The organism is Halomonas almeriensis (assembly GCF_030409235.1).
In the GTDB taxonomy this organism is placed as follows: Bacteria; Pseudomonadota; Gammaproteobacteria; order Pseudomonadales; family Halomonadaceae; genus Halomonas; species Halomonas almeriensis.
In genome coordinates, this window is sequence record NZ_JAUFPO010000005.1 from 164,142 (window position 1) to 179,415 (window position 15,274).

Annotated in this window: 12 protein-coding genes; 5 read left to right on the forward strand and 7 right to left on the reverse strand. The window is 61.5% G+C overall.

The window, feature by feature from the left end:
• Positions 1–3 precede the first annotated feature (3 nt).
• Positions 4–1,041 (reverse strand): lipopolysaccharide heptosyltransferase II, encoded by a 1,038-nt coding sequence (gene waaF, locus QWY74_RS03220; RefSeq protein ID WP_264826032.1) that lies wholly within the window; start codon positions 1,039–1,041, stop codon positions 4–6.
• Positions 1,034–1,990, reverse strand: a complete 957-nt coding sequence (rfaD, locus tag QWY74_RS03225; protein ID WP_264826033.1) for an ADP-glyceromanno-heptose 6-epimerase — start codon at positions 1,988–1,990, stop codon at positions 1,034–1,036. The genes waaF and rfaD overlap by 8 nt, the downstream gene beginning before the upstream one ends.
• Before the next feature lie 95 nt (positions 1,991–2,085).
• On the opposite strand from rfaD, the gene glyQ reads away from it, so the two are divergent.
• Positions 2,086–3,048: a glycine--tRNA ligase subunit alpha gene (gene glyQ, locus QWY74_RS03230; protein WP_264826035.1), complete on the forward strand. Its 963-nt coding sequence runs from the start codon at positions 2,086–2,088 to the stop codon at positions 3,046–3,048.
• Positions 3,049–3,050: 2 nt separating this feature from the next.
• Positions 3,051–5,114, forward strand: coding sequence for a glycine--tRNA ligase subunit beta (gene glyS / locus QWY74_RS03235; RefSeq protein ID WP_264826037.1), 2,064 nt, complete (start codon positions 3,051–3,053; stop codon positions 5,112–5,114).
• A gap of 344 nt (positions 5,115–5,458) precedes the next feature.
• Here the strand turns inward: glyS and QWY74_RS03240 are convergent, their stop codons facing one another.
• Entirely contained in the window at positions 5,459–6,400 is a 942-nt protein-coding gene (locus QWY74_RS03240; RefSeq protein WP_290313716.1) for an IS1595 family transposase, read from the reverse strand.
• A 350-nt stretch (positions 6,401–6,750) separates the two neighbouring features.
• Here QWY74_RS03240 and gmhB point away from each other — a divergent pair, with 350 nt between their 5' ends.
• Positions 6,751–7,314, forward strand: a complete 564-nt coding sequence (gmhB, locus tag QWY74_RS03245; protein ID WP_290313717.1) for a D-glycero-beta-D-manno-heptose 1,7-bisphosphate 7-phosphatase — start codon at positions 6,751–6,753, stop codon at positions 7,312–7,314.
• Positions 7,315–7,704: 390 nt separating this feature from the next.
• On the opposite strand, the gene gyrB is transcribed toward gmhB, so the two are convergent.
• From gyrB to dnaA, 4 genes are all read right to left on the reverse strand, one after another.
• Positions 7,705–10,125, reverse strand: coding sequence for a DNA topoisomerase (ATP-hydrolyzing) subunit B (gyrB, locus tag QWY74_RS03250; protein ID WP_264826039.1), 2,421 nt, complete (start codon positions 10,123–10,125; stop codon positions 7,705–7,707).
• A gap of 20 nt (positions 10,126–10,145) precedes the next feature.
• Complete coding sequence (gene recF / locus QWY74_RS03255; protein WP_264826040.1) at positions 10,146–11,252, reverse strand: DNA replication/repair protein RecF; 1,107 nt, start codon at positions 11,250–11,252, stop codon at positions 10,146–10,148.
• Between the two features lie 184 nt (positions 11,253–11,436).
• Positions 11,437–12,540 carry a DNA polymerase III subunit beta gene (gene dnaN / locus QWY74_RS03260; RefSeq protein ID WP_264826041.1) on the reverse strand — a complete coding sequence of 368 codons (1,104 nt, stop codon included), beginning with the start codon at positions 12,538–12,540 and terminating at the stop codon, positions 11,437–11,439.
• 65 nt (positions 12,541–12,605) lie between these two features.
• Positions 12,606–14,078 (reverse strand): chromosomal replication initiator protein DnaA, encoded by a 1,473-nt coding sequence (dnaA, locus tag QWY74_RS03265; RefSeq protein WP_264826042.1) that lies wholly within the window; start codon positions 14,076–14,078, stop codon positions 12,606–12,608.
• Positions 14,079–14,587: 509 nt separating this feature from the next.
• On the opposite strand from dnaA, the gene rpmH reads away from it, so the two are divergent.
• Together rpmH and rnpA are read left to right on the forward strand one after the other, a co-directional pair.
• Positions 14,588–14,722 carry a 50S ribosomal protein L34 gene (gene rpmH / locus QWY74_RS03270; RefSeq protein WP_008959105.1) on the forward strand — a complete coding sequence of 45 codons (135 nt, stop codon included), beginning with the start codon at positions 14,588–14,590 and terminating at the stop codon, positions 14,720–14,722.
• 10 nt (positions 14,723–14,732) lie between these two features.
• Positions 14,733–15,131, forward strand: coding sequence for a ribonuclease P protein component (rnpA, locus tag QWY74_RS03275; RefSeq protein WP_264826045.1), 399 nt, complete (start codon positions 14,733–14,735; stop codon positions 15,129–15,131).
• Positions 15,132–15,274 lie beyond the last annotated feature (143 nt).

Sequence of the window (15,274 nt, forward strand, 5' to 3'; positions counted from 1 at the left end):
ATATCACGAGGAAGCTTTGTCCGACGCGGCCAAAATGGCCTCCAACAGGCGCGGCGGCGATATCTGGTTGAGGCAGTTGGTGTGCCCCAGGGGGCAGGTTCGCTGGAAGCAGGGTGAGCACTCAAGCGCCAGGTAATGAATATCGGCGTCCGGGGTCAGCGGTGGCGTATAGGCCGGCGACGAGGAGCCATAGACCGCCTGGATGCGGGTGCCCGCCGCAGCGGCGACATGCATCAGCCCCGAATCATTGGTCACCGCCTGCACGCAGTCGGCGAGCAGGTCCACGGCGTCGCCCAGGCGCGTCCGGCCACACAGGTTGTGCACGCCCGCGATGCCCTCGGCAATCGTGTCCCCGGCGGCAGCGTCCTTGGGCCCGCCCATTACCCGAACCTCATGGCCATGCGCCACCAGCGCCTCGGCCAGCTCACGAAAATACGCCAGCGGCCACTGCTTGGCCGGGCCATATTCGGCGCCGGGCATCATGGCGATGGCCGGTCCACTGCTCAGGCCGAGCTGTTCGCGCAGTTGCGCGAGATTGTCGGCATCCTGACGCAGTGCCGGCCGCGGCAGCGCAAAGTCGCCACCGGTGGCTTCATCGGCCGGCAGGCCGAGCGCCACGAAACGCTTCACGGTCTGGTCGAGGATCGTCTTGTCGAGATGTCGGCGTTCATTGAGCAGGCCGTATCGCTGCTCGCCGGTAAAGCCGACACGTTGCGGTATACGCGCCAGAAAGGGCACCAGAGCGGCTTTCCACGAGCGCGGCAGGATGATGGCCCGGTCGAAGCGTCCGCGCAACTCAGCGGCCAGCTGACGGCGATTCGCCCAACCGAACTCGCCGTGGCCGACCTCCAGGGCCGCCACTTCCTCTACCTCGTCCATGCGCTCGAGGATGGGCCGCGACCAGGCCGGTGCCACGACGCCGATCCGGGCATCCGGCTGTCGCGCCTTGAGGGTCTTGAACAGGCTCTGGGCCATGACCATGTCGCCGACCCAGGCGGGGCCGACGATTAGGATGCGCTCGGCCTTGGCCGCCTCAGCCATTCAACCACTCCAGATAAGCCCGCACGCCTTCGGCCACGCTATGGAATTCGCGCTCGTAGCCCGCCTCGCGCAGTCGCTGGATGTCGGCGCGGGTGTAACTCTGGTAGCGGCCCTTGAGGTGTTCGGGAAAGTCGATGTAGGCGATCTCGCCTTTGCCGTAATAGTCGATCACCGCCTCGCCGATGGCCTGGAATGGCTCGGCTCGTCCGGTGCCCAGGTTGAAGATACCCGACGCCTGGGGGTTATCGAGAAACCACAGGTTCACATCGACCACATCATCCACATAGACGAAGTCGCGACTCTGCATGCCCGCCGCATAGCCGTCCCAGGCACCGAAGAGCTTGAGATTCTCCCCGCCACTGATCTGGGTGTGGTGATGGTAGGCCACGCTGGCCATCTTGCCCTTGTGCTGCTCGCGGGGGCCATAGGCGTTGAAGTAGCGAAAGCCCACAACCTGGCTCTCGAACTCATCGTGGCGCGCCCGTACGTACTGGTCGAAAAGCAGCTTGGAGTAGCCATAGACGTTGAGCGGCTTCTCGTGCTCGGGGTCTTCACGAAAGACGTCACTGCCCCCATAGATGGCCGCCGAGGAGGCGTAGAGGAAGGGAATGCCCTTCAGCTGGCAGAAGTGCAGCAGTTCCTTGGAGTACTCGAAGTTGTTCTCGAGCATGAAGCGGCCATCCCACTCGGTGGTATCCGAACAGGCGCCTTCATGGAAGACCGCCTCGATGGGGGGCAGATGGGATGGCACGCCATTCAATGCGGCCCGCACCCTTGCCAGGAAATCCTCCTTGTCGAGGTAGTCGCCCAGCGTGCAGTCGGCCAGGTTGATGAACTTGGTGCCGTCGCGCAGATCGTCGACCACCAGGATGTCGTCGCGGCCTCGCTGATTGAGCGCCTTGACCAGATTCGAACCGATGAAGCCGGCTCCGCCTGTCACTACGATCATGGGATTCCTCTAGACTCGGGTCTGCGGCTATAACCGCTGTGCCTGTGATTGTATACTTGACGGCTCGTGAATTCATGGCCAACGGTGCTTTCGCAATGACACAGTCGACGCCAGACGTGACAACCTTCCAGGGCTTGATCCTGGCCCTGCAGCAGTACTGGGCCGAGAAGGGCTGCGTGGTCCTCCAGCCCCTGGACATGGAGGTCGGGGCCGGGACCTTCCATACGGCCACCTTTCTGGGCTCCATCGGCCCCGAAACCTGGAACGCCGCCTATGTGCAGCCTTCTCGCCGGCCGACCGACGGTCGCTACGGCGAGAACCCCAATCGCCTCCAGCACTACTATCAGTTTCAGGTGGTAATGAAGCCCTCGCCGGCAGACCTTCAGGAACTCTATCTGGGGTCCCTGAAATGCCTGGGCATCGACCCCCTGGTGCATGATATCCGCTTCGTCGAGGATAACTGGGAATCGCCGACACTGGGCGCCTGGGGGCTTGGCTGGGAGGTCTGGCTGAACGGCATGGAAGTGACACAGTTCACCTATTTCCAGCAGGCCGGCGGTCTGGAGTGCTACCCCGTCACCGGCGAGCTGACCTATGGTCTCGAACGCATTGCCATGTATGTCCAGGATGTCGACAGCGTCTACGACCTGGTCTGGACGGTCGCACCGGACGGCAGCCGCGTGACCTATGGCGATGTCTTCCTGCAGAACGAGCGCGAGCAGTCGACCTACAACTTCGAGTACGCCGATGTGCCGGCGCTGTTCAAGGCCTTCGACCATCAGGAAGGCGAGTGCAACAAGCTGCTGGACGCCCGTCTGCCGCTGCCGGCCTATGAACAGGTGCTCAAGGCCTCGCACACCTTCAACCTGCTCGACGCCCGTCACGCCATCTCGGTCACCGAGCGTCAGCGCTATATCCTTCGCGTACGCACCATGGCGCGTGACGTGGCGCACGCCTACTACGAATCCCGCAAGGCCGCCGGCTTCCCGCTGGCATCCGAGGCCCTGCGCCAAGAACTGCTGGCGAACGAGTCGCCTGCCGAACAGGGAGACGCTTGATCATGGCCGCCGATACCTTTTTGCTCGAACTGGGCGTCGAGGAACTGCCGCCCAGCGCCATCGACACCCTGTCGGATGCCCTCGCCGATGGCATTCGCCAGGGGCTCGATGAGGCCAATGTCGAACATGGTCGGGTGGTGGCCTATGCCAGTCCGCGCCGTCTGGCCGTACAGGTGGCGCAACTGGCCGACAAGCAGCCGGACCGTGAGGTCGAGCGCCGCGGCCCCTCTCTCGCTGCCGCCTTCAAAGATGGCGAACCCACCAAGGCCGCTGAGGGCTTTGCCCGCTCCTGTGGCGTCGGCGTCGACGAGCTGATCCACCTGGAAACCGACAAGGGCACCTGGCTGGGCTACCGCGAACAACAGAGCGGCGCGGCCACGACCTCACTGCTGCCCGATATTGTCGAGCGGTCCATCGCCGCCCTGCCCGTCCCCAAGAACATGCGCTGGGGCGCCTCGCGGGTTGAATTCACGCGGCCGGCCCACTGGCTGGTCATGCTGTATGGCACACAGGTGGTCGACGCCGCGGCATTGGGCCTGGCGTCCGGCCGCACGACCCGGGGTCATCGATTCCATGCACCGGCCGCCATCGAGCTGCAGCATGCCGATGACTACCTGGCAAGCCTGGAAAATGCGTGGGTGCTGGCAGACCGCGACAAGCGCCGTGAACGCATTCGCGAGCAGGTGCTCGCCGAGGCCGAGGTCAACGAGGCCACCGCCGTCATCGACGAGGAGCTGCTGGTCGAGGTCAGCGGCCTGGTGGAATGGCCCGTGGCCCTGACCGGTAGCTTCGACGAGCGCTTCCTGGAAGTCCCGGCGGAGTGTCTGGTGTCCTCGATGAAGGCCAACCAGAAGTACTTTCACCTGCTGGATGACGATGGTGCCCTGCGACCGCAGTTCATCACCATCGCCAACATCGAGAGCGAGAGGCCAGAGCTGGTTATCGACGGCAACGAGAAGGTCATTCGCCCACGCCTGGCGGATGCCGCCTTCTTCTATGACACCGACCGCCGGCGTCCGCTCGGCGAGCGCATCAAGGAGCTCTCCAGCGTGGTGTTCCAGCAGCAGCTGGGCACACTGGCCGACAAGGCCCACCGCAGTGGCGCCATCGCCGCCTTCATCGCCAACCGCATCGGTGGCGACGTCAACCAGGCACAGCGCGCCAGTGAGCTGGCCAAGTGCGACCTGGTGACCGAGATGGTCCAGGAGTTTCCCGAGCTGCAGGGCACCATGGGGCGGTACTATGCCCAGCACGACGGCGAGTCGCAGGAGGTCGCCCGTGCCCTGGAAGAGCAGTACCTGCCGCGCTTTGCCGGCGACGAGGTGCCCGCCACCACCACCGGCCTGGCCCTGGCACTGGCCGACCGCCTCGACACCCTGACCGGCATCTTCGGCATTGGCCAGCGCCCCAGTGGAACCAAGGACCCCTTCGCCCTGCGCCGCGCCTCCATCGGGGTGCTGAACATCCTGATCAAGGCCGAGCTGGACCTGGATCTGCGTGAGTTGCTCGAGCTGGCCGCTTCCCAGCATCAGAACCTGCCGAAGGCCGAGGGCCTGGTCGATGAAGTGCAGGCCTACATGCTCGATCGCTTCCGTGCCTGGGCCCGTGATGAAGGCATCGGCGCTGAGGTGTACCTGGCCGTACGCAGCCGCCCGGTGACCAAGCCACTGGACTTCGCCCGTCGCCTGCAAGCCGTGAATGCGTTCAGCGAGCGCGAAGAGGCCGCCGCCCTCGCGGCCGCTAACAAGCGCGTCGCCAATATCCTCGCCAAGCAGGGTCACGGCGAAGCTCGCGAGGTCGACGCCGGTCTGCTTCAGGAAAGCGCCGAGAAGGCCCTCTCCGAGGCGGTGACGGCCTGCCGGCAACAGGTGACCCCCTTGTTTGCCGACGCTCGCTACAGCGACGCTCTAGACGTTCTGGCAGGCCTTCGCCAGCCGGTCGACGACTTCTTCGACCAGGTGATGGTCATGGCCGATGATGACGCCGTGAAACGCAATCGCCTGGCGCTGTTGGCCAGCCTGCAGGGCCTCTTCCTGGAAGTCGCGGATATCGCCGAGCTGTCCTGAGTCGGTGACATCTCAGGATTAAACGTCTCACAGACGGGGACTTGAGCCTTCCTCGATGACACAGGGGGCGTGTTTCACGTGAAACACGCCCCCTGCTTCTTGAAGGCCTAATCGATGCACTCCCTGACCGCCCCTCCGGCTCCAGCTTTCCCTCCTCCGATTCAGATCTTCTACACCATTCACCCTCTTTTCTTTAGCCACCAGGCCACATTCTCCCCAACGGACAACCAGGTCAGTCACCGGCCCAACACCATGTTCCACGTGAAACAACCTTTCTTTCACCTGACTGACGCTCGACCCGCCCCGCCCCATCCACGACAGCAGATCCAAAAACTGATTCCTGATTACGCATAAGACTCAGCCAGCTTCAGGAACCGGTACGGCATCGGCGGAGTTCTCGCCGCCACCGTCAGAAAGCGCGGGATCATGGCCTTGAGGTCGTAGCGCCGATTGAATCGGTACTCGAACTCGGCCAGGTAACGTGGAGCATGCTGCCCGCGGATGGCATGGTAAGTGCCAGTGATGGCGTTTTTCACGTTACCCAGCAGGGTGTTGACCCAGTTGAACGCGGGATTCTCCACGCTGGCACGCCCACCGCCGGTAATGTGGCGCTCATGGACGTAGGGGGGGATATCGAAGGCTCGGAAACACCCCAGGCCATCACTGATCACCTGGCTGCCGGGCGCAATGGCCTGTTGGGCGTAGCGACGTATCTCGGCCAGGGTGAAGCCGCTCACGCGGCGAAGCTGAACACGCTGCGGATGGCCCTCCTCATCGGTTTGCACGGCCGCCACAAACGGGAACTTGTGCTTGGCGCCGCGACCGCGCTTTCCCGGCCGTTCACCCCCCAGGTAGGCGTCATCCAGCTCGATGCGTCCAGAGAGCTTCTCTCCCTGGTTACGCTCGTGCATGACCTGCAGCAGCTTGTGTTTGAGCTTCCAGGCGGTGTTGTAGGCGACGCCGAGCTCCCGAGACAGTTGCAACGCTGAGATGCCGCTCTTGCGATGGGTCAGCAGATAGATCGCCAGAAACCACGTCGTCAGAGGAAGGTGCGTGGCATGAAAGATGGTACCGGCGATGAGTGAGGTCTGGTGGTGACAGCGATGGCACTGGTAGTGCCCCCGCGACAATCGACAGCCAGTGGTGTTGCCACAGTCGGGGCACACGAACCCCCTGGGCCAGCGATGCTGAAAAAGGACCGCCTGGCACTGCGCTTCCGTGCCGTACTGCGCGAGAAATGCCGGCAACGACAGGCCGGCCTGAAACTGGATAGGATTGCGTGCCATGATGCCACCTCCTTTACTGGACATAACATCAGTATAGGAGAGGCTGGCGGGATTGCGGCTGATCAACATGAGTAATCAGGAACTGATTTGCCAATACTATCCCGGCTACTCTTTCCGCCCTTCCAACCACTGAGTGACTGTCGGCATGTCAGACAGTGAACGCACTCGGTATAAGCACATGTTTCACGTGAAACATTAATCCCCTGAGCAAGCCAATAATCAATGCGGCACCACAAAAACTAGCGGCCATCCTTCCCTCTTCCCTCTTCTCTCACCCCTCACCCCGATTGTTTCACGTGAAACATGCTTCTAAACTGGCAACTCCCTCCATCATGAAGCAGTCGCCCGCCATGCCAACCAAGCTTGTTATCCTGGACCGTGACGGCGTCATTAACCAGGACTCCGACGACTACATCAAGTCACTGGCAGAATGGATCCCCTACCCCAGCGCCATTCAGGCGATCGCGAGGCTGACTCAGGCTGGCTGGACGGTAGCCATCGCCACCAATCAGTCCGGCATTGCGCGGGGATACTATGATGTGGCCGAGCTCATGCGCATGCACAACCGACTCTATGCGCTGGTCGCCGAGGCCGGCGGCGAGGTCGCTCATATCGCCTATTGCCCACATGGACCCAATGATCAGTGCGCATGCCGCAAGCCTCTACCCGGCATGTTGAAGGAAATCCGGGACGCCCTCGGCCTGAAGACCCTGCAAGGCAGCTGGATGGTCGGGGATAGTCTCGGGGACCTTCAGGCGGGCCAGACGGCCGGCAGCCAGCAGGCGCTGGTGTTGTCGGGAAAAGGCCAGCGTACTCTCGCCAGACACCCCGATCTTGCCGCTTCCGACACACCGGTGTTCGAAGATCTAGCGGCCTTTACCGCCTGGCTCTTGCAGGATGAGCACGCCGGTTGAGCCACGAGCCCTAGGCCCGACAGCGCCATGCTGCCGGTCTTTGGGTTGGTCTCTAAAAACGCCATACACCACCAGCCAGCCCTGTTTCACGTGAAACACCGTTCAGGCATGACTTAATACGCGACTTTTCACAGCTCACCCCATCCATACCCACCATGTCGACCAGCCGGATAAACTGGAAAAGCCTTACCATCAAGGCTGGCTGGGCACACGGCTCTTTTCGGCTGAGCGAAGCGTCGGAGCGAGAAGGTGGGGAGTTTCGCTTTTCAATCAATACACTGGCATAAAAAAACGCCACCCCGAAGCATCGGAGTGGCGCTTTTGCTGAGGCCTGACCGCAGGTCCCGGCACAGGGAATGTTTCACGTGAAACACTCCCTGAAGCCAGCGGCTAGATATCCAGGTTGGCCGTCAGGGCATTGCGCTCGATGAAGTCGCGACGCGGTTCGACCTCGTCACCCATAAGGGTGTTGAACATCATGTCGGCCGCCACAGCATCCTCGATGGAGACCCGCAGCATGCGACGGGTATTGGGATCCATGGTGGTTTCCCAAAGCTGCTCGGGGTTCATCTCGCCCAGACCCTTGTAGCGCGAGATGGACAGGCCACGCTGTGCTTCGTTCATCAGCCATTCGAGGGCATCGTAGAAATTCGCCACCGGCTTCTTGCGCTCGCCGCGAGCGATATAGGCGCCCTCTTCCAGCAGGCCATCCAGGGTTTCGCCCAGGCCGGCCATGGCGCGGTAATCGGCACCGGTAAAGAAGTCCACGCCCCAGACATAATCCGAGGTGGTGCCATGAGCCGTCAGGCTCACTGCAGGCAGGAAGAAACCACGCTCGGCATCTTCCTCCAGGCGGAAGGTGTAACGCGGGCCACCTTCATAAGAGACGATGGCATCCATCTCAACCTGCAGATAGTCGATCCAGTTCTGCATGGTGGAGCGGTCACGCAGGCTTTCCTCGCCGTGGAGTCGCGCGGCATGCACTATCTTGCGCAGCACCACGTCCGGATAGACGCGGGACAGACGCTCGATACGGTTCATGACATCACGATACTGGTTGACCAGAGTCTCAAGCTGGCCGCCTTCGATGCCCGGCGCATCGGCGTTGACGTGCAGGCGTGCGCCGTCCAGGGCCGTGGTGGTCAAGTACTGGGTCAGCGCCTGTTCATCCTTCAGATAGCTTTCCTGCTTGCCCCGCTTGATCTTGTAGAGCGGTGGCTGAGCGATATAGACGTGCCCGCGCTCGATCAGCTGAGACATCTGACGGAAGAAGAAGGTCAGCAGCAGGGTGCGGATGTGCGAGCCGTCCACATCGGCGTCGGTCATGATGATGATCGAGTGATAACGCAGCTTGTCAGGGTCGAACTCTTCGCGACCGATGCCGCAACCCAGGGCCGTGATCAGGGTGCCGACCTCCGCGGAGGACAGCATCTTGTCGAAACGGGCCTTCTCGACGTTGAGGATCTTGCCCTTGAGCGGCAGTATCGCCTGGGTGCGCCGATCACGGCCCTGTTTGGCACTGCCGCCCGCCGAGTCACCCTCCACCAGATAGAGCTCGGAAAGGCTGGGGTCCTTTTCCTGACAATCGGCCAGTTTGCCGGGCAGGCCGGCAATGTCCAGGGCGCCCTTGCGACGCGTCATGTCACGTGCCTTGCGGGCTGCCTCACGGGCTCGCGCCGCATCCAGCATCTTGTTGACGATGGCCTTGGCTTCGTTGGGGCGCTCGACCAGATAGTCGGAGAACTGCCGGCCCATTTCCTGCTCGACGGCCGTCTTGACCTCGGAGGAGACCAGCTTGTCCTTGGTCTGGGAGGAGAACTTGGGGTCCGGGACCTTCACGGAAATGATCGCGGTCAGGCCCTCTCGGGCATCATCCCCGGAGGTGCTGACCTTGGATTTTTTCAGCAGCCCCTCGGCCTCGACGTAGTGATTCAGAGTCCGCGTCAGGGAGGCGCGAAACCCGGCCAGGTGGGTCCCGCCATCGCCCTGTGGAATGTTGTTGGTATAGCAGAAGATATTTTCCGCGAAGGTATCATTCCACTGCATCGCCACTTCGACACCCACGCCATCATCGCGCTCGACGTTGAAGTGGAAGACCGGGTTGAGAACGGTCTTGTTGGTGTTCAGATGATCGACAAAGGCGCGCAGACCGCCCTCGTAGTGAAACAGTTCTTCCTTGCCACTGCGCTCATCGGTCAAGCGGATGGCCACCCCGGAGTTAAGGAAGGACAGTTCACGCAGCCGCTTGGCCAGGATGTCGTAATGGAATTCGATGTTGTGAAAGGTCTCGGTGGAGGGCCGGAAATGCACTCGGCTGCCGGACTGCTCGGTGGAGCCGACGACCGAGAGAGGCTGCACCGGCACACCATGCTGATAGACCTGTTCATGGACCTGGCCCTGGCGCCAGATGGTCAGCTTCAGCTCCTCGGAAAGGGCATTGACCACGGAGACACCGACCCCGTGCAGACCACCGGAGACCTTGTAGGAGTTGTCGTCGAACTTGCCGCCGGCGTGGAGCACCGTCATGATGACTTCCGCCGCCGATACGCCCTCACCCTCGTGCATTTCGGTGGGAATACCCCGGCCATTGTCCCGCACGGTGACCGACTCATCCGGGTGGATCACCACACCGATCTCGCTGCAGTGCCCGGCCAGGGCCTCATCGATGGAGTTGTCCACCAGCTCGAACACCATGTGGTGAAGGCCTGTGCCATCGTCAGTGTCGCCGATGTACATCCCGGGCCGCTTGCGTACCGCATCCAGTCCCTTGAGGACCTTGATGCTCGATGAGTCGTAAGCTTGTTCGCTCATTGACTACTCCATCATGAAGTCTATCTGTCCATTGGCAGCAGCTGCCCCTGTCCCACCTCGACATGTTTCACGTGAAACATCGACACAGGTGTGCCCGGGTCCCACTGTTCCATCAAAGCGCCAGGGTCCACACTGGTGATGAACGCCTGACAGCGCATGTGTACAAGCCACTCACAGAAGATGCGCCTTCGCCCCTCATCCAGTTCGGCAGGCAGATCGTCGATCAGATAGACGCAGGAAAGCCCTGTGAGGCGTTCCAGGAGCCTACCCTGGGCGAGCTTGAGGGCACTGACGACAAGCTTCTGCTGGCCCCGTGAGAGAGTCTCGATGGCAGGTCGACGTCCGAGACGAATCGCCAGGTCGGCACGCTGGGGTCCTTGCTGGGTAAACCCCATCTGTTGATCGGTGTCTCTCGCCTGCTCCAGAACCTGTGCGAAGTCGCGCTTGCGGTCCCAGCCCCGCGCGTAACGCAACTCCAGATCGGGCAGTTTGATCAGTCCGTCAAGTGTTTCATGGAACACCGGTAGAAAGGCATCCAGCCAGGCTCGACGCAGCTCGTCCATCCGATTGCCCCAATGTGCCAACTCCCGCTCCCAGGAGGCCATTGATGCATCCTGCATTCTACCATGTCTGAGCAGGGCATTCCGATGCTTGAGAGCTCTTCGGTAACGCTTCCAGGTATCGAGGAAATCATGTTTCACGTGAAACACCCCCCAATCCAGGAACTCGCGTCGGCCTGACGGGGAGCCTTCCAGCAGGCGAAAGGCGTCCGGGTTGATCAGTTGCAGGGGCAGGGTCTGTACCAGATCCGAGACGCGCCCCACTTTCTCGCCGGAGAGCCTCATATCCAGCTCATCGGCTTCACGGTGACGCCGCACGCCCATGGGCACTGGCGGGTCGCCGGCCAGTCGGCCGTGTACCAGCAACTCGGAGGCATCATGAGCGATGGCGTTGCGCAGCTGTCGAGTGCGGAAGGAGCGTCCCATGCCCAGCACATGGATACCTTCGAGAAGGCTCGTCTTGCCCGTTCCGTTTTCACCCACGAACACATTGATGCGCGGCCCGGGAGAGAGTTCGAGCGACGAGAAGTTTCTCAGGCCCTGAAGGGCGAGACGATCGAGAGGCATGGAGTGAAGCGTCCTATAGCCACTGCCCGATCAGGCCGGGCAACGGCACGCGGGGCGAGGCAGCCCCTGCCGGGGCCAGCAGCCCGACAAGGCGCTGTGAGGCGAAACATAGCCTGCCGGGAGCGGAAGGCCGCTTCACACGGAAACGGCCCGGCGGGAGACGTCATCGGCGGCACAAGCACGCCTAGAGGCGCATGGGCATGACCACATACAGGGCATCACCACCGCCGGGTTCTTCCAGCAAGGCACTGCTGTTGGGGTCCGCCAGGGTGAGTTGAACCCGATCCTCGTCCAGCACGCTCATGACATCGACCAGGTAACCAACATTGAAGCCGATTTCCATGGCCGGGCCGGTGTATTCCACACTGACGTTTTCCTCGGCTTCTTCCTGCTCAGGGTTGTTGGCCATCACGCGCAGATTGCCCTCCTCGAGATTCAGGCGCACCCCACGGTACTTCTCGTTGGAGAGGATCGCCGTGCGTGACAGCACCTGGCGCAATTCGGCGCGATCGGCAATCAGCACCTTGTCGCCGCCCTTGGGGACCACGCGCTCGTAATCCGGGAACTTGCCGTCCACCAGCTTGGAGGTGAAGGTGAAGTCACCCGTGTGGGCGCGCACATGGGTCGATCCCAGGGTGATGCTCACCGGGTCCTCGCCATCATCGAGCAGGCGAACCAGCTCCATGACACCCTTGCGCGGCACGATCAGCTTCTGAGCCGGCTCGACCTGAACCTGGGCAGAGCGTGATGCCACCGCCAGACGGTGACCGTCCGTGGCCACGGTGCGTACCAGGTTGGTGCCGAATTCCATCAGCATGCCGTTGAGGTAATAGCGCACATCCTGCTGGGCCATGGCGAAGGAGGTGGCGTCGATCAAACGCTTGAGGGTACCGCGCGGCAGGCTGAGCTCAGTGGTGCTCTGGCCATCCTCGATGTTCGGAAACTCTGCCACCGGCAGTGTCGAAAGCGTGAAACGTGAGCGTCCGCTGCGCAGCACGGCCCGATTCTCTTCCACCGACAACTGGATATCGGACTGATCGGGCAAGGATTTGCAGATATCCATCAGCTTGCGCGCGGGCACCGTGACCGAGCCGGCCTCTTCCACCTGGCCGGCCACGGTGCGACCGATCAGCTCGACTTCCAGATCCGTGCCGGTCAACGCCACTTGATCCTGCTCGACCTGAATCAAGACGTTAGACAGTACCGGCAGGGTCTGACGCCGCTCCACCACGCCGGCGACCAGAGTCAGCGGGCGCAGCAGCGCTTCTCGGGAAATGGAAAATTTCATGTCGACTCCACTTCTTGTCCTGGAGGGGTGTGAGGCCGGCGAGCCGACCGGTCAATTCATGGAACTCAGCTCGTCAGTATACGTAGCAGGTTCTTGTAGTCTTCGCGAATGTCGGCACTCTCGTCCTGCAGAGCCTGAACCTTGCGACAGGCGTGCAGTACCGTGGTGTGATCCCGACCACCAAAGGCATCGCCAATCTCCGGGAGACTGTGATTGGTCAGCTCCTTGGCAAGCGCCATAGCTACCTGACGGGGCCTGGCCACGGAGCGCGAGCGCCGCTTGGATAACAGGTCCGCCAGCTTGATCTTGTAGTACTCGGCCACCGTGCGCTGAATGTTGTCCACGCCGACCTGCTTGTCCTGCAGGGCCAGCAGGTCCTTCAGGGATTCACGGATGAAATCCTGAGTGATGGTCTTGCCCATGAAATGCGAGTCGGCAATGACCTTCTTCAACGCTCCCTCGAGTTCACGCACATTGGAGCGAATCTTCTGAGCAATGAAGAAGGCGGCATCATGAGGCAGGTTGACCTTAGCCTGGTCGGCCTTCTTCATCAGAATGGCGACGCGGGTTTCGAGCTCGGGCGGCTCGATTGCCACGGTCAGTCCCCACCCGAAGCGTGACTTCAAGCGTTCTTCCACGCCACTGATTTCCTTGGGATATCGATCCGAGGTCAGGATCATCTGCTGACCACCTTCCAGCAAGGCATTGAACGTATGGAAGAACTCTTCCTGGGAGCGTTCCTTGCCGGCAAAGAACTGGATATCGTCAATCAGCAAAGCATCCACACTGCGATAGAAGCGCTTGAAATCATTGATGGCATTAAGCTGCAGCGCCTTGACCATATCGGCCACGAAGCGTTCGGAATGCAGATACACCACGCGGGCATTCTCGCGACGCAGGTCCAGGGCGTTGCCCACGGCATGCATCAGGTGCGTCTTGCCCAGGCCGACGCCGCCATAGAGAAAGAGCGGATTGTAGGCGCCCCCGGGGTTCTCGGAGACCTGGCGGGAGGCGGCCCGGGCGAGCTGGTTCGACTTGCCCTCGACGAAAGTGTCGAAGGTAAAGTTCTGATTCAGACCACTGTTGTGCTTGAGGCTGCCCTCGACCTGGACCTGGCGTTCGCCCGAGGGTCGGCGCGGGGTCTCCTTCTCGGTCTCCTCATCATCGCGCGTGCGGTCGATCTCCGACTCATCGGCCACATCACCACGCGGCGGGGTATGCACATTGGGTGCCTGGGGCGCAGCGGATACCGGATCACCCAGCTCTCTCGGCTGAGGGGCCGGCGCAGCACGTCGGCTACCCACCACCAACACCACCTTGGGCGGCTTAGCAGGCGCCAGCTCACGCATCAACTCACTGATGCGCTTGGCATACTTGTCACTGACCCAATCGCGCACGAAGCGGTTGGGCGCCAGCAGACGCAGCTGATTGGACTCTCCCTCTTCCGCCTGCAGGGGGCGAATCCAGGTATTGAACTGCTGAGAGCTCAGCTCATCCTGGAGGGTAGCCAGACACTGTTGCCAGAGTGCGAGTGACACACGACCTCACATGGTAGATTCTTGAACGACCAAACATTGTAGCGCCCAACCTTCAGGTTATCCACATGGCGACTGCCCTGATTTCCCAGTGTGGAAAACCCTGTTGTCATCGTCCGCTGCATGCTGGGCACAAACGGGGGACTATCAGCCGATGTGGATAAGCCCGACAGTCGTGCCCAGGACATGCACAACCGGCCCCCGCTTTCCTACCGGTTTTTACACAGCCTCAACCAAAGCATAACCTTCTGTTGTTTATGGAATAAAACCTTTTATCCACAAATTGTTTCCCCAACAATAATAACAACATCAGTCATTCAACCCTCTTATTATATTGATACGATAAAGCCGGCGTTCGATTCCCACGATCGCAGGGGCGCTCAGGAATTGCGCTTGATCGGTGAAATCACTACAATGTCCGGTCTTGAGCCGGATTTGCCCGTGGTTTCGGCAAGCATCGGGCACCTCAACGCATTTCGATTCCGTACCAACACTACGTGGGATAATCAGTTATGAAACGCACCTTTCAACCCAGCGTTCTCAAGCGCAAGCGCGCGCACGGCTTCCGTGCTCGCATGGCCACAAAGAATGGCCGTGCCGTCCTGGCGCGTCGCCGCGCCAAGGGCCGCAAGCGTCTAAGCGCTTGATCGGCAAGACGTGTCCTGTCAGGGCTTTCCTCGGCGGTTGAGACTGCTGACCGCCGAGGATTATCGACACGTTTTCGACACGGCAGCCTTCAAGCTGCACGGCAAGGGAATGATGGCGCTCGCCACACCCAATGCTCTGGGCCGCCCTCGCATCGGCCTGATCTTCAGCAAGAAAAATGTCCGTCGGGCCGTGGACCGCAACCGCCTCAAGCGCATCACGCGTGAGTCCATTCGGCATCGCCAGCATCGACTCCCGGCAGTGGATATCGTGTTACTGGCGAGACGCGGTGTACAGGAGCTGGACAATGAAGTTGTCCACCGCCAATTGCATGGCATGTGGCGTCGGCTCGAGCGTGAAGCCAACAAGCGCACGCATCACGCCTCGGCTGCTCCGACGAGCCAACGATGAAGGCCCGGGCCTGACGATGCGCTCGACGCCTGGCGCCTGCATGAGCGCAACATCTCTTCTTGCCACCAGGCTTGACGTCGCCCCGCCGAAAGCGGACGCTCCCTTGACGAGAACCGGCCTGCCATCGGCGGGCTTTCGTGTTT